Source organism: Winogradskyella psychrotolerans, from assembly GCF_018860545.1.
GTDB lineage: Bacteria > Bacteroidota > Bacteroidia > Flavobacteriales > Flavobacteriaceae > Winogradskyella > Winogradskyella psychrotolerans_A.
The window spans coordinates 357016-379391 of sequence record NZ_JAHKPN010000052.1 but is presented as its reverse complement, the minus strand read 5'-3'; the positions used below and the strand labels follow the sequence as shown (position 1 = coordinate 379391).

Sequence of the window (22376 nt, the reverse complement as noted above, 5' to 3'; positions counted from 1 at the left end):
ATGAACATACAACAACAAATAGAGGCACTTAGAGAAGAATTGCGTCAGCATAATTACAATTACTACATTTTAGATGATGCCACCATAAGTGATTATGAATTTGATTTAAAATTAAAAGAACTTCAAGTTTTAGAAGAAAAGCATCCTGAGTTTTTTGATGCTAATTCGCCATCGCAACGTGTAGGAGGAGAGGTGACCAAGAATTTTAAAACTACAGTTCATGATTCTCGTATGTACTCTTTGGATAATTCCTATTCTAAAGAAGATTTGTTGGATTGGGAAACCCGAATCAAGAAAATGGTTGATGGAGATGTCAACTATACTTGCGAATTAAAATATGATGGTGCCTCAATTAGTTTAACCTACGAAAATGGTAAATTATTAAGAGCTGTAACTCGTGGTGATGGCGTACAAGGTGATGAAGTTACTGCGAATATAAAGACCATAAATACAGTGCCATTGCAATTAAAAGGCGATTTTCCTGAACGTTTTGATATACGAGGAGAAATTGTTCTACCTATTGAAGGCTTCTTAAAAATGAATGCCGAACGCATTGAAAACGAAGAAGAGCCTTATAAAAACCCAAGAAATACAGCCTCAGGAAGTTTAAAGCTTCAAGATAGTTCAGAAGTGGCAAAACGGCCTTTAGAATGTCTATTATATAGTATCGTAGGAAATAATCTGAATATCACATCGCAATACGAAGGTTTAGAAAAAGCAAGAGCCTGGGGTTTTAAAGTCCCAAAAGAAGCTAAATTGGTAAAATCTATTGATGAAGTTTTAGAGTATGTAGATTATTGGGATAACAACAGACATAACTTACCATACGAAATAGATGGTGTGGTGGTTAAAGTGAATAATCTCTATCAGCAAGACGAATTAGGCTTTACAGCCAAAGCACCACGTTGGGCTATGGCCTATAAGTTTAAAGCTGAACAGGTGTCAACACGTTTAAATGAAATTACTTATCAAGTGGGAAGAACGGGTGCCATAACACCAGTGGCTAATTTAGAACCAGTACAGTTGGCTGGCACCACGGTAAAACGCGCATCACTTCATAATGCAGACCAGATCGAAAAATTAGATATAAGAGTAGGGGATGAAGTGTTTGTTGAAAAAGGAGGAGAGATAATTCCGAAGATCATTGCTGTAGATTTAACAAAGCGTCCTGCAGATTCTGTGCCGACAAGCTACATTACTAATTGTCCGGAATGTGGCACTGAATTAGTGCGATTAGAAGGTGAAGCTAAACATTACTGTCCTAATTATATAGCGTGTCCACCACAAGTGGTTGGGAGAATACAGCATTACATCTCAAGAAAAGCCATGGATATTGATGGATTAGGAGGTGAGACCGTGGCTTTATTAGTTAAGGAGGGTTTAATTCATAATTATTCCGATTTATATGAGTTAACTGTTGAACAAGTGATTCCGTTGGAGCGTATGGCAGAAAAAAGTGCTATAAACTTGGTTAATGGCATTAAAGCTTCAAAACAAATTCCGTTTGAGCGCGTACTATTTGCCTTAGGAATTCGTTATGTAGGTGAAACGGTTGCTAAAAAACTAGCAAAACATTATAAATCTATTGATGCTTTAATGTTTGCGTCACTATTAGATTTGGTTACAGTTGATGAAATAGGAGAACGCATTGCGCAGAGTGTTGTAGAGTTTTTCTCTTCGGAAGAAAATAAGCAAATTATAGAGCGACTGAAACGTTTTGGAGTGCAATTAGAAATCTCAGCAGAGAAATTAGCCAACCAAACTGAAAAACTAAAAGGTTTGTCTATTGTAGTGTCTGGTGTGTTTGAAACCATATCTAGAAACGAGCTGAAAAAACTAATTGAAGATAATGGAGGTAAAGTATCTTCATCTATTTCGTCTAAAACATCTTATCTCGTTGCTGGTGATAAAATGGGGCCAAGTAAACGTACAAAAGCTGAAAATTTAAATATAGAGATACTTACAGAAATGGCGTTTTTAGATATGTTGAAGTAAATTCTTACATGGTTTAAGTGTTTTATTCGACGAAATGCTTGATTTATACGTTTATATGTAAAAAAAATGTTTATATTTGCTTCAATTAATAAGGGAAGATTAATGTTAGTAAATAAAATTTTAAAAGTCGTACTGGTGCTTTTGGGTATCAGTTACGTACTATTACAAGGCTTTGCTTTGCAAATAGAAGGAGATGCAGTGAGTGCAGTAGCTTTTGTTTTGCTCATATGGCTTTATATGGGGTGGACCAAACGTAAATCAAAATTATTCATTTTATTTTTAGTTGTTTTTGCAGTAGCACAAGTATTAGGTTTCCTAGCTTGTTTTCGTACGCCAGTGCCTGAAGGGCAAATAGATTACTTATATTTTTTAACAAACATCTTAAGTATTGTTTCTTATACTGTGCTCATTGTTAAACTGTTTATACAATTAAATTTCAAAAAAGTCTTATCTCAATTAACAGTTCCTATAATAATATTGGTGATTTTAGATATTTTTTGTGTAACGTTAATATCTAGTACTACAAAAAGTTCGTTTACCTATTATGAGTATGCCTTAGAATTTACTTATAATGCAGTAGTAATGATATTACTATCATTTGCACTCATTAACTATATGTATCGCAATAATTATAAGTCTATGTTATTTTTGTTGGGCTCTATTTTTATTGTGTTCTCGGAGATTATTCAGTTAGCATATTACTATATTTTAATCGATGGTACTAATTCTAATTTGGGTTATATTTACTCTTTCTTTTTAGTTGTGGCATTTATCTTTTATTACTTGCAGTCGCAACATGCTGTAAGTGAACCTATTCCTGCGTATACTGACGATCCTATTGATGCTTAATTTTTATTAGAATCGAACTCCCAATCGTATTGTTTTTTGATATGTGCTTAAAGGATGACTCTAATATTATTTAAACTATAATTGACGCCCCTTCAGCCGTAACCTTCTTGCCTGGTTCAAAATAAAAATCAATTTTACCAAGATATAAACCAAAACAACCCACTTGGTTCACAAGTACATTTTTGCCAACACTGTTTTTTTCAATCGTTGGTTTAGGTAAAAAGGTATGGGTGTGTCCTCCGATAATTAAATCAATATCTTTAGTTGCTCTTGCTAAAGTAATATCGCTTACTTTGTCCGGATTATTCTTGTAGTAATAACCAATGTGAGATAAGCAAATCACTAAATCGCAAGACTGTTCTTCTTTTAAGATACGTGACATATCTTGGGCTATCTCAATAGGGTTATGATAAACAGTTTCCTTATACATGTCCTTATTTACTAAACCATCTAATTGGATTCCTAACCCAAAAACACCTATTTTAATGCCATCTTTAGTGATAATTTTATAAGGCTTAACATGCGTATCCATTACGGTATTAGTGAAGTCATAGTTAGCAGATACAAACTCAAACTTTGCATGCGGAATCTGAGCGTATAAGCCATCAATTCCATTGTCAAAATCGTGATTACCTATAGTAGCAACATCGTATTTTAGCATACTCATGAGCTTAAACTCTAATTCACCGCCATAATAATTAAAGTAAGGTGTGCCTTGAAATATGTCTCCTGCATCTAGCAATAATGTATTGGGATTCTCCTTTCTAATTGATTCTACTAAAGAGGCACGTCTGGCAACACCACCTTTATTCGCGTTTCTGCCATCATCGGGTCCAAAAGGGTCAATATGACTATGCACATCGTTAGTGTGAAGAATGGTGATTTTCTTTGTTTTAGACGGGGTAAAAGATTGTAAACTTAGACCTCCAACACCAGCTAAAACTGTTGCAGCTGTCGATTTTTGAATAAATTGTCTTCTTTTCATAATTTAATCTTTTAATTGTATAAAACGTTGATCTCGTTTAGGGTTCAGGGTATCTTTCTTTTTAAAGTTGTCGATTAAAACATCTCTAATTTTATAATTTAAAACATGTAAACCTTCATTGGGATGGAAAAACGTCATACCATCTCCACCATTATAGAGGTAGTCATTGGTAGCAATATAATACGTTCTATTTACGTCTATTGGTTCGCCATGGACAGTTGCCGAACTTACGGCTGATTTTTTATCTAAAGTTAATTGTAATTGTGATGATACAGGATGTGCACGTTTAGCTTTAGAAAGGTACTCCATCATATCATTAACTTGATTTCCCTTGATCCCAACGACAACAACAGAATTTTCGAAAGGCATCACACCATAAGCTGTTCTGACGGTTACATCTCCTTTGGAAATTATAGATCGAATACCACCGTGATTTAGCAGCACAAAATCGATGTTTTTTTGAGTTCGTTGGTTAAATACGGGATTACTTTCGCTGTAAACCGCATCTGCCATTAAATTTCCAATAGCAGTATTAAATTCCCCATCTGATTTAGAAAAGGTCTCTGGGGCATAAGAAATTATGCTATCCATATTTTTATTTACATGCGTTCTATAAGGTGCAATAAAATCTTCAATCGCCTGATTGGTTTGCAGGGTATCATCAATATCAATGCGTTTGCCTTCAATCTTAGTAAGATTTGTTGATGCACAAGAGAAAATGAGCAACAATAAACAGAGTTTTAGAATATGTTTAATAGTCATTGAATAACTTATAAGAAGTTTATAATAAAATGTGAGTGCTTTTATTAAATTTGCACAAAGGCTAAAGGTAAATGATTTTAAAAGCATTTAAAGAAAAATCTAATCGAAAATATGTCAACAATTTATTGACAACGCGTCAACCTGCCGTTAATAACAATAAAGTAAAGACGATTGCGGTATTGCTTAATGCGAGTGAGTTTCATGAATTTGAGGTGTTTAGAGTTTATTTTAAGCAGTTGAATTTAACGTCACCAAAGCATAAAATTGTAGCATTTACTTTAGATGATAAATTGGAACATAATAAGTGGAACACCCACTATAGTCCAAAAGACTTTGGATGGAAAGGAGCTATTAAAAATCTAGACCTGCAAGCTTTTATAGATGAACCTTATGATATGTTGATTTGCTTTTATAAGTCTAATGTGTTGCAGTTGAATATGATAACAGCTGCGTCTAAGGCTAATTTTAAAGTTGGCATATCTAATTTTGATGAACGCTTATACGATTTAATAATTGATATTAATTTAAAGGATATCAACATTTTTAAACAAGAATTGAAAAAATACTTAAATATTTTAAATAAATTATAATGACCAAATTTATAGGAACAGGTGTTGCGCTAATTACACCTTTTAACGCAGATTTAACCATCGATTTTGATGCTTTAGAGCGTTTGGTAGAATATAACATTGCTAACGGAACGGACTACTTAGTTATAAGTGGAACAACAGGCGAAAGTGTGACAGTGACCCCAGAGGAGAAAAAGCAATTAATTACCTTTATAACTAAAATTAATAATGGAAGATTGCCATTGGTTTTAGGTATAGGCGGCAATAATACGGCGAATGTGATAAGTGAAATAGAGGCAACAGATTTTACGGGTATTGATGGTGTTTTGTCGGTATCTCCTTATTATAGCAAACCAACTCAAGAAGGTATTTACCAACATTTTAAAGCTATTGCTGCGGTAACACCAAAACCAATTATTTTATATAATGTTCCTGGTAGAACGTCATCTAATATGTTACCTGAAACCACGTTGCGATTAGCAAAAGACTTCGATAATATTATTGCTGTGAAGGAAGCAGGAAACAATGTTCATCAATATTTAGAGTTATTAAGAACAAAACCTGAAGACTTTTTAGTCTTATCTGGTGATGATGATTTAGCATTAGGTGTTGCTTTAGCTGGCGGATCTGGTGTGATATCTGTTATTGGTCAAGCTTTGCCAAAGGAGTTTTCTGAAATGATACGTTTAGGAATAGCAGGTAAAGCCAAGGAAGCCTATGATATTCATTTTAAGTTAATGCCAATTACAGGACTCATTTTTTCTGAGAATAATCCTTCTGGCATCAAAGCCGTTCTAAGCGCATTGAGTATTTCTAAGCCACACGTGCGTTTACCACTTGTTGAGGCTACAGATCAATTGAATGAAACCATTAAATCTGAGTTAAAAATTCTAGGAAAAAGTTAAACTTAATATAAATAGGTTTTTCGCCCAGATACAACACTTAATTTAGCGGATAATAATTGTTTTTTAAATCCGTTAATAATGCTTACTTTTGCATTCTGTTTAAAATTATGAAGAAAGGACTTTACATACTACTTATCGGTATTCTACTTATTTCTTGTAGCGACTTTCAGAAAACTCTAAAATCTGAAGATACCGCTGCAAAATTCGAAATGGCTACTGAACTTTACGAAGCCGAAAAATGGAATAAATCTTATAGATTGTTGGATCAAATTCTTCAACAGTTTAGAGGAAAACCACAAGCGGAAAAAATAACGTTTATGCATGCTATGTGTTCTTATCAGTTAAAGGACTATTATATTGCAAGTTTTCATTTTGATAAATTTACAGATATTTATCCTCAAAGTGAAAAAGCTGAACAAGCGTCTTTTTTAGCTGCTAAAGGGTACTATCATAATTCTCCGGTCTATTCTAAAGAACAGAAAGAAACGATTGAAGCAATTGAGAAATTACAGTTGTTTGTAAACCAATATCCAGAATCACAATATTTAGGTGAGGCTAACGAATTGGTGAAAGAGTTGGATTTCAAATTGCAGAAAAAATCATTTGAAATAGCCAAGCAATACAATACTATAAGTGAATATAAAGCGTCTATTAAAGCGTTTAATAATTTTATGCTCGAGTTTCCTGGTGCTGATTTAAGACATGAGGCATTTTATTACAGATTTGATTCCGCTTACAATTTATCGATATTAAGTATTGATTATTTAAAAGAAGATCGTCTTAAAGAGGCTATCGGATATTTTAAAGCTTTGAAGAAAGCGTTTCCTAATTCAGAATATTTGGAAGCGGCTACAATAATGAATGAAGAATTACAACAACAATTAAATACGTTTACTACTAAAAGTTAAACATTATAACGATGGATTTAAAAAAGACAGATGCGCCAGTAAGTACAATTACTTACAATAGAAATGAAATTGATGCGGCAACGGATAATATCTATGAAGCGATTTCAGTTATTTCAAGACGTGCGGAACAAATTAATACAGACATTAGACGTGAGTTAATAGACAAATTAGAAGAATTTGCAACTTACAATGATAGTCTTGAAGAAATTTTTGAAAACAAAGAACAAATTGAAGTTTCAAAATTCTACGAAAAATTACCAAAGCCACACGCTTTAGCAGTTAAAGAATGGTTAGATAATAAGATTTATCATAGAAATACTGAGGATTCTCAGAAATAAACCAAAAGCCTTAGATGTCTATTCTAAAGGATAAGAATATTTTATTGGGCATTACTGCTGGTATTGCCGCATATAAGTCTGCCAGTTTAGTCAGATTATTCATTAAAGCAGGCGCTAACGTTAAAGTCGTTATGACGCCTGCTTCTAAAGAGTTTATAACTCCACTTACCCTTTCCACACTATCAAAAAACCCAGTCTATTCGTCTTTTATAGATGAAGATGATGATAATGGCGTATGGAATAACCATGTCGATTTAGGTCTTTGGGCAGATATCTTTGTGATTGCTCCGGCTACAGCCAATACCATGGCTAAAATGGCTAATGGTGTTTGCGATAATATTCTTTTAGCTGCTTACCTTTCTGCAAAATGTCCGGTGTATTTTGCACCAGCAATGGATTTAGACATGTATATGCATGAATCTACCAAAACATCCTTTCAAAAACTAATGTCTTTCGGAAATAAACTAATACCTGCAGGAACTGGTGAACTCGCCAGTGGTTTAGTAGGTGAAGGTAGAATGGCAGAACCAGAGGATATTGTTGCTTTTATTGAAAATGATATTCTAGACCAATTACCATTGCGTGGTAAACGGGTATTATTAACGGCTGGCCCAACCTATGAGGCTATTGATCCAGTCCGTTTTATAGGTAATCATTCTAGTGGTAAAATGGGTTTCGAAATTGCTAAAGCAGCATCTAAATTAGGTGCAGAAGTGGTTTTAGTCACCGGACCGACTCATCAGAAAGTTTCAAATAACCGTATCACTGTTAAACCTGTAGTGAGTGCAGAAGATATGTATAATGAAGTGCATAAGCATTTTAGCACGTCAGATATTGCTATCCTGTCGGCTGCAGTTGCAGATTATAGACCAAAGAATGTGGCGTCTCAGAAAATAAAAAAGAAGGATACGACGTTAACTATTGAGTTAGAAAAAACTAAAGACATCTTAAAGTCGCTTGGAGACATTAAAGAAAATCAATTTCTCGTAGGTTTTGCATTAGAAACTCAAAATGCTTTAGAGCATGCTAAAGGAAAATTAAAGTCTAAAAATTTAGATCTAATAGTGCTCAACTCGTTACAAGATAAAGGAGCTGGTTTTGGAGTGTCAACAAATAAAGTTACATTTATAACGTTTTCTAACGTTATTATTGAAAATGAATTAAAATCAAAAGCTGACGTAGCTGTAGATTTAATGGACTTAATACTAAAACAAACTCATGCGTAACCTAATTTTTATATTTGCTTTTTTATTAACATCTGTAGTATTTTCTCAAGAGTTAAATTGTACAGTGAATGTTATTGCACAGCAAACAGGCAATGAAAATGATGTTATTTTTAAAACCTTAGGAAATCAACTTACAGAGTTTATCAATAATACAAAATGGACAAGTAAAGCGTTTAGTCCAGTAGAGCGCATTAATTGTAATATGGTGATTAATGTGTCACAACAAAGTAATAATTTATTTTCAGCATCGCTTCAAGTATCTTCATCCCGACCTATTTTTAATTCTAGTTACAGCTCACCTGTATATAATTATAACGATAAGACTTTTAATTTTGAGTATTTAGAGTTTCAAAATTTAGTATTCAATGAAGGTCAATTTGAATCGAACTTAATTTCTGTATTATCATTTCATGTATATATGATTTTAGGCATGGATGCTGATACCTTTGAGCTTAACGGTGGAGATGAGTATTTTAAACAAGCCCAAATTATCGCAAACTATTCTCAACAACTTAACGGACAAGGTTGGAAATTAGAAGACGGATTACAATCCCGTTTTGCTTTAATTAATAGTTTAATGTCGCCGTCTTACAAAGATATACGGTTGGCTATGTACAATTATCATAGAGGTGGTTTAGACCTTATGAATGAAAATGTAAAAGAAGGTAAAACTAAGATTATAGCGGCATTAGATGATTTGCAAAATGTGCATAGATCTAGACCTAATTCTTATTTGATGCGTGTATTTTTTGATGCTAAAGCTGATGAAATTCTAGATGTTTTATCTGGTGGGCCAAATGTTAATATTGCTGACGCAACAGATATCTTAAATAGAATAGCTCCAATGCACTCTCAAAAATGGAGAAATATTAAGTATTGAGTTTTTATCAACACGCCTTTCTATAGGTTCTGGGGTAAAACTGAAGGCTTTAATAACTCCATCATATTTCCAATATAATTTATATATTACTTAGTCTTAAAAACTTAAATTTGTAATACCTAATTATAAGCAATTGCTAACATCACTTTACATAAAGAATTACGCACTTATTGATGAGCTCAATGTAGCGTTTAATAATGGTTTTACTATTATCACCGGTGAAACAGGTGCAGGTAAATCCATATTATTAGGAGGTTTGTCTTTGGTTTTAGGGAAACGTGCCGATTTAAGTCAGGTAAAAAATGACGGAGAGAAATGTATTATTGAAGCCATTTTCGATATTGCGAATTATGATTTAAAAGCCTTATTCGATGCTTTAGATTTAGATTACGATGTGCACACCATTATTAGAAGAGAAATATTACCTTCTGGAAAATCTAGAGCCTTTATTAACGATACACCTGTAACTTTAGAAAGTTTAGTAGCTTTAAGTAGTTATCTTATAGATATTCATTCACAGCAGCAAACCCAACAGTTAACTCAAGATGATTATCAATTTAAGGTTATTGATGCTTTGGCGGCTAATAAATCCAACTTAGAAGATTTCTCTAAGCAATTAGGAATTTATAAAAAACTTAATAAAACTTTAGCAGAATTAAAATCGTCTAAAGCCGAATTAATAAAAGAGTACGACTACAATCTATTTTTATCTAATGAATTAAATGAAATTAATTTGGATAAAATTAATCTCGAAGATTTAGAAACGCAGTACGAAGAACTCAATAATGTAGAAGTCATAGGTGAGAAGTTAAGTAGTGCTAAAGCAACTTTAAGTGCAGAAGATCTTGGAGTGATTGATCAGATTAATATAGTAAAACAAGAATTGTCCAAGATTGCGAGTTTCGGTAAGCCGTATGAATTATTAAAAGAACGCGTTATCAGTGTTGGTATAGAATTAGATGATATTCTTATTGAAATAGATAATCTTGAAGATAACCTTTCTACCGATCCTCAAGAATTGGAACGCATCAATAGTAAACTTCAAATTGTAAATAATTTATTTCAAAAACATGCCGTTTCAGAAATTGAAGATTTAATAGGAATTAAGAAGGATTTACAATTAAAGATTGATAATACAGAAAGTTTAGATCAATCGATATTAGATAAAGAACAAGAGATTTTAAAAGCAAATGATAAATTAAATCAAATTGCCTTAAAGATTCATAAGAATAGAAAAAAAGTGATTCCTGTTTTTGTTTCAAAATTAGAAGCAATACTGTCAGACTTAGGGATGCCAAATGCCAAATTTAAAGTAGAATTAGAAGCCACAGCTCAGTTTACTAAACACGGAAAAGATAGCTTGCAGTTTTTATTTATGGCCAATAAAGGGTCTAGTTTTAATGAGTTGAAAAAGTCAGCTTCAGGTGGAGAATTATCGCGTATTATGTTAGCTATTAAATCTATTTTGGCGGAATACATTCAGCTTCCATCTATTATGTTTGATGAAATTGATACTGGTGTTTCAGGTGAAATTTCGAATAAAATGGGAGACATTATGAAACAAATGAGTAGTAGGATGCAAGTATTTTCTATTACGCATTTACCTCAAATTGCAGCGAAAGGTAATTCACATTTTAAAGTGTTTAAAACAGACATTAAAGATATAACACATACGCAGCTCAAAAAACTTAATGAGGATGAGCGTATTGTAGAAATCGCACAAATGCTAGGTGGTTTAACCATTACAGATTCTGCTATGGCGCATGCGAAGCAATTATTGAATTAATAGTATATTTGAATTCATAAAAGCGTTGATTTAATGAATGATATAGAGGGTTTATTCTTTGAAGCAGATAAGTTACTTGTTGATAATAAAATAATTGAAGGGAGAGATTTACTACTAGAGATATTGATGGATTACCCTGATTACGGAAGGGCTCACAATCACCTTGGTTGGATTTATCATTATAAATTAGTGGATTTTGTAAAAGCTCAGAAACATTATAAGCTCGCTTTGAAATATGAAAAAAAATATTATTCCACATACACAAATTATGCCTATTTCTTAATAGATATAAAGAGTTATGACGCTATGCTGAAATTTGGTGAAGATACTCTCAAAATTAATGGCGTTGATAAAGGCATAATATATAATCAGATGGCAAAAGCATACGAACTTAAATTTAAGCTAAAAGAGGCATATCGTTATTATAAGACGGCTAAAATGCATTCCACTGCAGGAAATTATATTGAGGAAATTAATGCATCATTACAAAGAATTCAAGGGAAAATGAATTTTTTTCAAAAAATATCAATCATATTTAAATAATTTAAACATGTCATACAATTTACTAAAAGGAAAGAAAGGAATCATATTTGGAGCTTTAGATGAAAATTCGATCGCTTGGAAAACGGCAATCCGTGTTCACGAAGAAGGAGGAACATTTGTATTAACCAACGCACCTGTTTCTATACGAATGGGGCAAATAGATGAATTGGCGGAAAAGACAGGGGCACAGATTATTCCTGCAGATGCAACTTCTGAAGAAGATTTACAAAACCTAGTAGAGCAGTCTATGGAAATCTTAGGAGGTAAAATTGATTTTGTTTTACATTCTATAGGGATGTCTATTAATGTAAGAAAAGGAAAACATTACACCGATCAAAATTATGCATGGACGCAAAAAGGAACCGATGTTTCTGCGATGTCGTTTCATAAAGTGATGCAGACTCTTTATAAGGCAGATGCTATGAATGAATGGGGAAGTATTGTGGCCTTAACCTATATGGCAGCGCAGCGTGTTTTTCCAGATTATAATGATATGGCAGATAATAAAGCCTATTTAGAAAGTGTAGCGCGCAGTTTTGGTTATTTCTTTGGTAGAGATAAAAAAGTACGTGTGAATACAATTTCACAATCGCCAACACCAACAACCGCTGGTAGTGGAGTAAAAGGTTTTGATGGGTTTATTGCCTATTCAGATAAAATGTCCCCTTTAGGAAATGCCACTGCTATGGACTGTGCTAATTATACCATTACCTTATTTAGTGATTTAACCAAACGTGTTACACTACAAAATCTTTATAACGATGGTGGCTTTAGTAATATGGGCGTCAGTGATGCGGTTATGAAAGCTTTTGTAGATAAGCAGTAAAAAACTCAATAAACTCGATACTTTTAGCCGTTATGTAATTTACATAGCGGCTTTTTGTTTCTTTTGAATTTCATGAATTTTGAAAGCTTAACTAATGAAAAAAGAATACTGAATAAAAAATGTGCCTCTGGATGTTTCTCGTCGATATTTTCGACATTTCAACGATTTGAAAGTTAAACCTTACTTTCTTCTATAGATTTAACATATTTTTAAAGAATTACTAACTTAAATATATTTTTTATGAAGAAAATTACTTTATTAATTTTGTTACTTGGTCTATCCTTATCTGGATTCTCACAAGTCGCTCAAAACTTCGGTACTAATGGATTGGATAGTGCTCCAACAGTACTTACTATTAATAGTTCAGATGTAACTGTAAATGGTAGTGATCCAATTACGGAAATTTCATTAGGAGATTTTACAACACATTATAGTTCAGCAACTGGAACAACTACCTATTGTGGAGATTGGTATGCTTTTGATTTATCAGTTGTAGGTGGAGTTTCAGATGGAACGAGTATAGCGTCTGGTTGTGATAGCGACTTTAATGGTATAGACGTTACGGGTTTTACCACAATAACGATTACCTCAAATGATATTGATAATTGGTCGGATACTGTGTATTTTGATATTGATTTAATGGTTACATTTACTGTAACTAGTGCTCCACTTTGTGATGCTGTGTTAACAGAAACTGAAGACGTTAATTTAGAAGGTGATATTTCGTGGTCTGCGGCGACAGGTTTAGTAGATAATTACGATGTAACTGTTGGTACTGCGTCTGGTTTATCAGATGTTTACTCTGAAACATTAGGCAATGTTTTGACGACTAACATTGGTGCTTTATCAGAAGGTACAACTTATTATGTAACTATTACCCCTTCTAACACTGTAGGTGTACCTACAGATTGTACAGAGCAATCATTTACTACTCTAGCATCTGCTGCTAATGACGATGCAGCAAACGCTATTGCCTTAACATTAGATGAAGGAACAGAGTGTGGTGCGAATACAATTTCTGCGTCAAATTTTGGAACTTCAGATTCTGGTGTTGCGGCACCATCATGTGGTAGTTATGGTGCACCAACAGATAAAGGTGATTTATGGTATACATTTGTGGCACCAGCAAGTGGAGCACTAACGCTTAATACATCTAACCTCGATGGTTTAGTATCTGTAGCTGGTGCATATTATTCAGGTACAGTAGGTAGTCTTGTTGAAGAAGGTTGTACTGAATTTGGGACTGGTTGGCCATGGGATATTTCAGGTCTTACAAGTGGTGAAACATACTATTTAAGAGTTTGGGATTACGGTAATGATGAAATAGGATCTTTTGATTTATGTGGTTATTATGTTAGTTGTACTTCAGCTGAAGCTACAGTAGAACTTGTAGAGGATTGTTCAGCGAGTACATTTGTCTTGAATGTTACATTTAGCACATTGGGTGATGCTACAGAAGTTAGTGATGGTACTGATACTTTTACAATTTCAGGGTCTGCAGCAGTAGCAGGACCATATGCTTTTGGAACGTCTATAACTTTAGATGTTGTTCATTCTAGTTCAGATTGTGATTTTGAATTAGGTACATATGTGATTAATGCGTGTGCTCCTACTAACAATGATTGTGCAGGTGCTCAATCTGTAACTCAAGAAACTGAAATAGCTGATGTTGCTAGTGCTACTGCAACAGCAGGTACAATTGAAGGGGCAACAGCTTCTGGCTTAGATGCTGAGACTTGTGGGGCATGGACAGGAACAGCTAATGACGATGTTTGGTATTCTTTTGAAGCAACAACAGAAAATGTTAACATAACATATGAACTGAATGGTTTTGATGGTGTTGCTATGTTGTATTCTGGGACCTGTGGAGCTTTAACAGTTGTTGACTGTGCTGATAATGGAACAACTGAAGAAATAAATGCTACAGGTTTAACAGTAGGAGAAACTTATTACACTAGAATTTACCAATATGGTACTAGCACAACAGTAGGCAAAACCTTTGATCTAAAAATTTGGTCTGAAGATGAAGTTTTAGGTGTAAACAATTTTGAAACTGAAGCAGCGTTCTCTTACTATCCAAACCCAGTTAAAAACACATTATCATTAAATGCTCAAAATACAATAGAGCATGTGGCAATGTATAATATGCTAGGTCAAGAAGTATTAAGAGCTACTCCTAATACCGTTGATAGTGATTTAGATATGTCTCACTTACAAACAGGGACTTACTTTGTTAAAGTAACTATTGCAAATGTGACTAAAACCATACGAGTGATTAAGCAATAAGTCTTAAAAACTTTTTAAATACAGAAAAGCCGCTAATTTTAGCGGCTTTTTTTTGCTCTAAATTCAACAGAACGAAATGGATTAGTCTTCTAAATTTAGAATTAATTTTAAGCGACAGTAACTGTTAAAAATTGCGTTTGGTTTATTTACCTTTGTAACTTATGAAGGCCATCAATTTTTCATTTATTATTCCTGTCTACAACAGACCCAACGAAATTAAAGAACTACTAGATAGTTATTTAAACGTTGAAGGTGAGTATGTTTATGAAATTGTAATTATTGAAGATGGCTCAACCGAAACATCTGAAACGGTGGTTAAGCAATTTAATAACCAATTGAATATTGCATATTATTTTAAACCTAATTCTGGCCCAGGAGATTCTAGGAATTATGGCATGCAGAAGGCAAAAGGTAACTACTTTATCATTTTAGATTCAGATGTGTTGTTGCCACCTCATTATTTAAATGAAGTACAACAGTTTTTAGAAGCATCATACTACGATTGTTTTGGTGGTCCGGATGCAGCTCATAGTTCATTTTCTAATCTTCAAAAAGCCATTAATTTTGCGATGACGTCTTTTATTACCACAGGAGGTATACGAGGAGGAAAACAACAAGTCGAAAATTTTCAACCGCGAAGTTTTAATATGGGTTTGTCTAAAAAGGCTTTTCAAGCTTCAGGAGGATTTGGAAAAATTCATCCAGGTGAAGATCCTGATTTGTCGTTGCGTTTACATCAATTAGGTTTTAAAACCACACTAATTGAGTCTGCTTTTGTCTATCACAAACGACGTGTATCTTGGTCTAAATTTTATAAGCAAGTCTATAAATTTGGAATGGTCAGACCAATTCTTAACCAATGGCACCCAGACTCTAAAAGTATAGTCTATTGGTTTCCTACAGTATTTAGCTTAGGTTGCATTGTTTCAATACTTTTAGCAATTTTTCAAATTAATTTACTTTTATATGTGTACGGATTTTATTTTGCTTTAGCTTTTTTAATAGCTTTAATTACAAATCGAAATCTAAGTGTGGCGCTTCAAGCCTTGTTTGCTATAATAATTCAATTTTTTGGATATGGCTATGGGTTTTTGAAATCAACATTTAATTTACTTATCTTAGGAAGAGATCCTAAAGAAGCATTTCCAGAACTATTTTTTTAAATTCAAAATGGATCAAAAGAAGCGTTTAAACATACTAGATCATTTAAAGAAGAAAAACGTTAAGCTGTTTATTTTATTCTTTATAATCGCGTTTGTGTTTTTAATTTTTTCTAAACTATCTAATGACTATAAGCAAACCCTTAAATTAAAAGTAAATTTAGTCAATGTTGATGACGAAATCTTATTAAAAAACGATTCAACCAATTATATTCAAGCTTATGTGGAAGCCAAAGGGTTTTCGTTGGTGCCTTTTGTATTTAGTGATGTTAAAGAATTAGTGGTCAACGCTAAGAGTGATGTTACCATAACATCTAATAGTTTTGTTTTCGATGTCATTAAACACAAGTATCTCATAGAAGATCAGTTAGGCAAATCTTATGACTTAATTTCTATTATGCCAGATACGCTGTTAATTTCTTATTCAAAACGGGCGTCAAAATATGTTCCTATAGTATTTAATAAATCTATTAATTATGCGGTCGGTTATGATTTAAAAGGAGAGTTCAGTTTAAATATAGATAGTGTAAAAGTTGTAGGTTCATTAGAGGAAGTAAATAATATTAGTGAGGTCGCATCAGAAACATTGGTTTTGAATGATGTTAAAAGTGATATAGAAAATATCGTGAGACTAGATATTTCAGATTATGATAATGTGGATGTTTTTCCTAAAATTATGGAGGTGACTGGGGAAGTCGTTCGTTTTACAGAAGGGACTATAGAAGTGCCTATTATTATAAAAAATCAACCAAAAAACGTGGTTATTAATTACTTTCCTAAAACGGTTACGCTGTCGTATTATGTAGATTTAGAAAATTATAATGCTATAAAAGCCGTAGATTTTAAAGTAGAATGCGATTATGCTGAACTAGAAGATAATCAAACGTTTTTAATCCCAGAGGTGGTGAAGAAGCCTGATTTTGTAAAGCATGTAAATATCAAGCAAAAACAAATAGACTTTATTGAGTTATAATATGGTAGTAGTAGGGTTAACAGGTGGAATTGGAAGTGGTAAGTCCACGATTTTAAAGTGCTTTAAGTCTTATGGTATTCCGGTTTATATTGCAGATGACGAAGCCAAGGCTTTAATGAATCGTTCAAAAGTAATACGACGAAAGCTAATACACTTGTTTGGTGATAAAGCTTATGAAAACAATGTGTTAAACAGACCCTATTTAGCTTCAAAAATATTTAATGATAAGACCTTACTTTCTAAAATGAATGCCATTGTGCATCCAAAAGTAGCGGCACATTTTAAACAGTGGCTAAGTAAACAAGATGCAGCATACGTCATTAAAGAAGTCGCAATAATTTTTGAAAACAATCTTCAGAATGAATATGATTATATCATCACAGTTGTGGCAGACAAAGATTTACGAATTAAGCGTGTTATGCAACGCGATGGTGTTTCACAAGAAAAAGTAGAGGCCATTATGAAAAATCAATGGTCTGATGCAGATAAAATAGAAAAATCTGACTTTGTGATAGTTAACAATACTCTACAAGAAGCTAGGGAACAAGCCGAGAATATTCATAATAATCTGCTTAAAATATTAAATCCCTAATAATTTAACTTCATTTGTTAACGTTAGGTTAAACCTAATTTATTCTAAATGTTAAAATGTTAAATTTGACTGATGAGCAAAAAACTGTTTGTGTTATTAGTAATCCTAATGAGTTTATCACTTATAGGAATTATTTTTGTACAATTATTCTTTATAAATAATAGTTTAGAATACGAAAAGAAGAATTTTACGTTTAGTGTAAAACGTTCATTAAGTTTAGTGTCTCAAGCTATAGAGGAGTACGAGTATCGCGATTATTTTATGAAACTTCAACCTTATTTAAGCAAAGATAATAAGGCGGATTCTTCCATAATAAAGCAATTATTTGTAGCTACTGAAGATGAAGGAGAGGATAAAACTATAATACATCGTAATACGGTTTTAGAAGAGCGTTTTAAAGTGCCATCATTGTTCTTTGAAATTGATGCTGATAGTTTTAATATTAGTAAACTATCTAGCGAGCGTGTTACAGAAACGTATAATAATACGAGTATTGATGGAATTAGACGTTTAGATCCTGAAACACGATTGAGAGAATATTCCTCTTTAAGTGCGCTAGACAAACAAGTGTACGAGGATACATTTAAAACCTTATTAAAGGATAAACCTGTTTATAAGCGTGTGTCAGTAGCGCAAGTTGAAACCTTATTAAAAAGAGAGCTTAAATCTGAAGGGATTGATCTCAATTTTGAATTTGCGATTTATGATGATGATTTAGCTACGAAGGTGAAAACCGAAAATTTTGAATTACTAGATGAAAGTGCTTACGGTGTCAAAGTATTTTTAGATAATAATAAAGAAAGCAGTTACAATCTTTGGATAGATTTTCCTGAGAGAAAAAAATACCTTTTCTCTTCAATATTATGGATGATTGTGCTTTCAATAATATTTACAGGTATTATAATTATCGCTTATACGAGTGCTATTTATCAGTTGATTAGACAACGACAAATATCACAGATTAAGACCGATTTTATAAATAATATGACACATGAGTTTAAAACACCAATTGCAACAATTAATTTGGCTTTAGACTCTATAAAAAACCCTAAAATAATTAGCGACCAAGAGAAAGTGCTACGTTATTTAGGAATGATAAAAGAAGAAAATAAACGTATGCATGCTCAAGTAGAAAATGTGTTGCGTATTTCTAAATTAGATAAAAACGAACTTGATATAAGTAAGGAGCGTTTAGATGTACATGAATTGGTAGAAGATGCTGTAACCCATGTAGAATTAATAGTAGAGGATAGACAAGGTTACGTAAAAACACATTTAAACGCTGAACATACATCAGTTTTAGCAAATGATACGCATTTTACAAATGTGATTGTTAATATTTTGGATAATGCTATTAAATATTCGGATGATGCACCTAAAATAGATGTATATACCGAAAACGTAGGCAATAGTATTCTTATAAAAGTAGCCGATCAAGGTAATGGAATGTCTAAGGCAGTTGCCAAAAGAGTGTTCGAGAAATTTTATAGAGAACACACCGGAAACGTACATAATGTAAAAGGACATGGGCTTGGTTTAGCGTATGTAAAGAAAATAGTAGAAGACCATCAAGGTTATATATCAGTAGAAAGTGAAAAAGGAAAAGGCAGCACTTTTATTATAAAAATGCCGTTAATATCATAAAAACGAATTATGGAAGAGCAAAACAAAAAAATTCTTTTAGTAGAAGACGATCCAAATTTTGGAACGGTTTTAAAAGATTATTTAATGATGAACGATTACGACGTTGTCCATGCTAAAAACGGGATGGAAGGTTTTGAGAAGTTCAAAAAGGATGATTACGATTTATGTATTTTAGACGTAATGATGCCATATAAAGATGGGTTTACATTAGCCAAAGAAATAAGAGAAAAGAACGAAGATGTGCCAATTATCTTCTTAACGGCAAAAGCCATGAAAGAAGATGTCCTTAAAGGGTATAAAGTTGGTGCAGACGATTATCTTAACAAACCGTTTGATAGCGAAGTATTGTTAATGAAGATAAAAGCTATTATGCAACGTAAAGCTAAAGATACCGTGGCTGATAGTAAACAATTTGAGTTTAAGATTGGTCGATTTGATTTAAATTCAAAACTGCGTTTTCTTAAGTTTGATGGTGAAGAGCCTTCTAAATTATCACCTAAAGAAAACGAATTATTACGTTTACTAGCATTACATGAAAATGATTTAATGCCAAGAGAATTAGCATTAACAAAAATATGGAGAGACGATAACTATTTTACCTCTCGTAGTATGGATGTGTATATCGCCAAATTACGTAAATACTTAAAACCAGATCCTAATGTTGAAATTTTGAACATTCATGGTGAAGGCTTTAGATTAGTCATTAACAACAAATAAGTTAAGTCTTAAAAATAAAAAATCCAGTTCAATGAGCTGGATTTTTTATTTGCCATAAACTTCTATATATGAAAATGGTCTTTAAAGGAATTGCAATTGTATGTTTAGTCTTTATCATATGGATTATCTATTCTGCTGATAGTGGTAAACAAAATGTATTTTTCAATATCACAGATATGATCCCTTTTGGGGATAAGATTGGCCATTTTTTTCTCTTTGGAATACTAACCTTAGTTGTAAACATAGCCTTACAATTTAAACAATTTAAGTATTGGCAGAAGGTACCGCTAGGCACGCTGTTGGTTTTGGTATTTGTAATTTTAGAAGAATTGAGTCAAGGCTATTTCCCAAATCGTACCTTCGATATCATGGATTTGATTGCAGATGGTTTAGGTATATTGACCTTTACCTATTTGGGTAATTTATTAGTTACGAATGGAGTCGTGGATTTGCAAGAAACGGAATAACACAGTGTGTTTAACACATTTGTGCGTTTATATAGTTGACTATAGTTTCTACATCAGTTTCATAATCAAACCACGTAATTGAATTGTCTTTTCTAAACCAAGTAAGTTGTCTTTTAGCAAAGCGTCTGGTATTTTTTTTGATTTCGGAAATAGCAAAATCTAGCGTAGATTCTCCTTCAAAATATGCGAATAATTCTTTGTAACCAACAGTGTTTAGGGCATTAAGGTCTTTAAACGGTAACAAAGCTTTTGCTTCTTCCAATAGACCGTTGTCAATCATTATATCTACACGTTGGTTAATTCTATCGTAGATAACGGAGCGTTCCGCATTTAATCCTATTTGAATCGTTTTAAACGCTCTATGCTTTTCGGAATTAGTGAGAAATGATGAATAAGGTTTATTGGTGCCAATACAAATTTCTAAAGCTCTAATGACACGTTTAGGATTATCTATTGCAATAGCATTATAAGTTTCAAGGTCTAAGGTTTTTAGTTGTTCTTGTAAAGGCATGAGACCTTCCATTTCAAGTTTAAGGTTAAGCGTTGTTCTAATTTCAGAATCGACCTCAGGGAAATAGTCTAAGCCTTTTGTAACTGCTTTAACATATAATCCAGAACCACCAGCCATTACAACAATAGGATTTTTTTGATGTAATTCTTCAATTTTAGATATAGCATCACGTTCAAAATCACCGACATTAAAAGGTTCTTTAATCGATTTGTGCTGAATAAAATGATGTGGTACAGCACTCAGTTCTTCTTGAGATGGTACAGCTGTACCAATAGCCATTTCCTTAAAAAATTGACGAGAATCAGCAGATACAATTTCAGAATTATAGTGCTGTGCTAATTTTATACTTAATGCTGTTTTACCAATGGCAGTAGGACCAACAATAGTAATGACGTAGTTTTGGGACATTTTAGACATTTATGATATCTGCAGGTTAATGATGTAGTTGATTGCCGCAATTATAACAGAAATCAGCGTTATCTCTGTGATCAGAAGCATGACAATTAGAACAATGTTGCGAATTGAGATGAAGCTTAATATTATCAGAAGGTTTATTTGAATCCTTATAAGCATGCGCTTCTATGGCTTCATTTTCTGTAGCATCAGTTCCTAAGTCAGTCTTTCTACCAGCTCTAACATATTCTGCGGAAACAATTCCTGTGGGTACAGCAATAATTCCGTAACCTAAAATCATTATAAAAGTTGTAATAAATTGCCCTAAAGGTGTTTGTGGTGCAATATCTCCAAACCCAACAGTAGTTAATGTTACCACACACCAATATACGCTCTTTGGTATATTATCAAAACCACTGGCTTCACCTTCAACTAAATACATTATCGTTCCAAAAATGACAGAACTAATCATTACAGCGAACAAGAAAACCATAATTTTTACACGACTTGCTACTAATGATGCTTTTAAATGATTAGAGGCCCCTAAATAGCGCGCCAATTTTAAAATCCTAAAGACTCTAAGCAATCGCAATGCCCTCAACGTAACTAATGCTTGAGAACCAACAAAAAGGAAAGATAAATACATGGGTATAGTTGATAAGAAATCGATGATTCCAAACGAACTAAAAATATATTTAAATGGTTTTTTTACTGAGATTATTCTTAAAATATATTCTATAGAAAATAATATAGTGACAACCCATTCACCAATATATAAGAGCTCGTGGTATTCTTCATCTATGCTAACAACACTTTCTAGCATTACTAAAAGGATACTAACCAATATGAAAATTAACAATAATATGTCAAAAAGTTTTCCAGAAGGAGTGTCGGCTTCATAGATCACTTCATGTATTTTAATTTTCCAATTTTGCTTTTGATTCGATATCATGTTCTAAATGTACGAAAAGTTAAATTATTGCTTTTCTAAAATAATGGATGATAATTAATTTTGATGATCTTGAATAATCCAAAAAAGGAAGTCAGTAATGACTATAATT

The 22376-nt window shown here is 32.9% G+C and carries 22 protein-coding genes; 18 read left to right on the top strand and 4 right to left on the bottom strand.

What is annotated here, in order from left to right; translation table 11 throughout:
- A complete protein-coding gene (ligA, locus tag KO515_RS17600) occupies positions 1-1995 on the top strand; it encodes an NAD-dependent DNA ligase LigA (protein ID WP_215937644.1) in 1995 nt (664 codons plus the stop codon).
- A 66-nt stretch (positions 1996-2061) separates the two neighbouring features.
- On the top strand, positions 2062-2844 hold the full coding sequence (locus KO515_RS17595) for a hypothetical protein (RefSeq protein WP_215937643.1): 783 nt from the start codon (positions 2062-2064) through the stop codon (positions 2842-2844).
- Positions 2845-2914: 70 nt separating this feature from the next.
- On the opposite strand, the gene KO515_RS17590 is transcribed toward KO515_RS17595, so the two are convergent.
- Positions 2915-3829 carry a bifunctional metallophosphatase/5'-nucleotidase gene (locus KO515_RS17590; RefSeq protein WP_215937642.1) on the bottom strand — a complete coding sequence of 305 codons (915 nt, stop codon included), beginning with the start codon at positions 3827-3829 and terminating at the stop codon, positions 2915-2917.
- Positions 3830-3832: 3 nt separating this feature from the next.
- Entirely contained in the window at positions 3833-4591 is a 759-nt protein-coding gene (locus KO515_RS17585) for a 5'-nucleotidase C-terminal domain-containing protein (RefSeq protein WP_215937641.1), read from the bottom strand.
- A 71-nt stretch (positions 4592-4662) separates the two neighbouring features.
- Here KO515_RS17585 and KO515_RS17580 point away from each other — a divergent pair, with 71 nt between their 5' ends.
- The 16 genes from KO515_RS17580 (at position 4663) to KO515_RS17505 (ending at position 20411) form a co-directional block, all read left to right on the top strand.
- Positions 4663-5181, top strand: a complete 519-nt coding sequence (locus KO515_RS17580) for a DUF6913 domain-containing protein (protein WP_215937640.1) — start codon at positions 4663-4665, stop codon at positions 5179-5181.
- On the top strand, positions 5181-6065 hold the full coding sequence (gene dapA, locus KO515_RS17575) for a 4-hydroxy-tetrahydrodipicolinate synthase (RefSeq protein ID WP_215937639.1): 885 nt from the start codon (positions 5181-5183) through the stop codon (positions 6063-6065). Before KO515_RS17580 ends, dapA begins: the two co-directional genes overlap by 1 nt.
- A 107-nt stretch (positions 6066-6172) precedes the next feature.
- On the top strand, positions 6173-6973 hold the full coding sequence (locus tag KO515_RS17570; RefSeq protein ID WP_215937638.1) for an outer membrane protein assembly factor BamD: 801 nt from the start codon (positions 6173-6175) through the stop codon (positions 6971-6973).
- An 11-nt stretch (positions 6974-6984) separates the two neighbouring features.
- A complete protein-coding gene (locus tag KO515_RS17565; protein ID WP_215937637.1) occupies positions 6985-7311 on the top strand; it encodes a DNA-directed RNA polymerase subunit omega in 327 nt (108 codons plus the stop codon).
- 14 nt (positions 7312-7325) lie between these two features.
- On the top strand, positions 7326-8537 hold the full coding sequence (gene coaBC / locus KO515_RS17560; RefSeq protein ID WP_215937636.1) for a bifunctional phosphopantothenoylcysteine decarboxylase/phosphopantothenate--cysteine ligase CoaBC: 1212 nt from the start codon (positions 7326-7328) through the stop codon (positions 8535-8537).
- A complete protein-coding gene (locus tag KO515_RS17555) occupies positions 8530-9417 on the top strand; it encodes a DUF4835 family protein (protein ID WP_215937635.1) in 888 nt (295 codons plus the stop codon). Before coaBC ends, KO515_RS17555 begins: the two co-directional genes overlap by 8 nt.
- Positions 9418-9550: 133 nt before the next feature.
- Positions 9551-11203: a DNA repair protein RecN gene (gene recN, locus KO515_RS17550; protein WP_215937634.1), complete on the top strand. Its 1653-nt coding sequence runs from the start codon at positions 9551-9553 to the stop codon at positions 11201-11203.
- Positions 11204-11236: 33 nt separating this feature from the next.
- Positions 11237-11746, top strand: coding sequence for a tetratricopeptide repeat protein (locus KO515_RS17545; protein WP_215937633.1), 510 nt, complete (start codon positions 11237-11239; stop codon positions 11744-11746).
- 7 nt (positions 11747-11753) lie between these two features.
- Positions 11754-12572, top strand: a complete 819-nt coding sequence (locus KO515_RS17540) for an enoyl-ACP reductase FabI (RefSeq protein ID WP_215937632.1) — start codon at positions 11754-11756, stop codon at positions 12570-12572.
- Between the two features lie 240 nt (positions 12573-12812).
- Positions 12813-14858 (top strand): T9SS type A sorting domain-containing protein, encoded by a 2046-nt coding sequence (locus KO515_RS17535; protein ID WP_215937631.1) that lies wholly within the window; start codon positions 12813-12815, stop codon positions 14856-14858.
- A gap of 161 nt (positions 14859-15019) precedes the next feature.
- Positions 15020-16021 carry a glycosyltransferase gene (locus KO515_RS17530; protein ID WP_215937630.1) on the top strand — a complete coding sequence of 334 codons (1002 nt, stop codon included), beginning with the start codon at positions 15020-15022 and terminating at the stop codon, positions 16019-16021.
- Between the two features lie 7 nt (positions 16022-16028).
- Positions 16029-16991: a hypothetical protein gene (locus KO515_RS17525; protein WP_215937629.1), complete on the top strand. Its 963-nt coding sequence runs from the start codon at positions 16029-16031 to the stop codon at positions 16989-16991.
- A 1-nt stretch (position 16992) separates the two neighbouring features.
- Positions 16993-17583, top strand: a complete 591-nt coding sequence (gene coaE / locus KO515_RS17520) for a dephospho-CoA kinase (RefSeq protein WP_215937628.1) — start codon at positions 16993-16995, stop codon at positions 17581-17583.
- 72 nt (positions 17584-17655) lie between these two features.
- Positions 17656-19227, top strand: a complete 1572-nt coding sequence (locus KO515_RS17515) for a sensor histidine kinase (RefSeq protein WP_252723899.1) — start codon at positions 17656-17658, stop codon at positions 19225-19227.
- Positions 19228-19236: 9 nt separating this feature from the next.
- Entirely contained in the window at positions 19237-19944 is a 708-nt protein-coding gene (locus tag KO515_RS17510; RefSeq protein ID WP_092469772.1) for a response regulator transcription factor, read from the top strand.
- A gap of 68 nt (positions 19945-20012) precedes the next feature.
- Positions 20013-20411, top strand: coding sequence for a VanZ family protein (locus KO515_RS17505; RefSeq protein ID WP_215937627.1), 399 nt, complete (start codon positions 20013-20015; stop codon positions 20409-20411).
- A gap of 10 nt (positions 20412-20421) precedes the next feature.
- On the opposite strand, the gene miaA is transcribed toward KO515_RS17505, so the two are convergent.
- Together miaA and KO515_RS17495 are read right to left on the bottom strand one after the other, a co-directional pair.
- On the bottom strand, positions 20422-21330 hold the full coding sequence (miaA, locus tag KO515_RS17500; RefSeq protein WP_252723898.1) for a tRNA (adenosine(37)-N6)-dimethylallyltransferase MiaA: 909 nt from the start codon (positions 21328-21330) through the stop codon (positions 20422-20424).
- A 25-nt stretch (positions 21331-21355) separates the two neighbouring features.
- Complete coding sequence (locus tag KO515_RS17495; RefSeq protein ID WP_215937625.1) at positions 21356-22267, bottom strand: ion transporter; 912 nt, start codon at positions 22265-22267, stop codon at positions 21356-21358.
- Between the last annotated feature and the right edge of the window lie 109 nt (positions 22268-22376).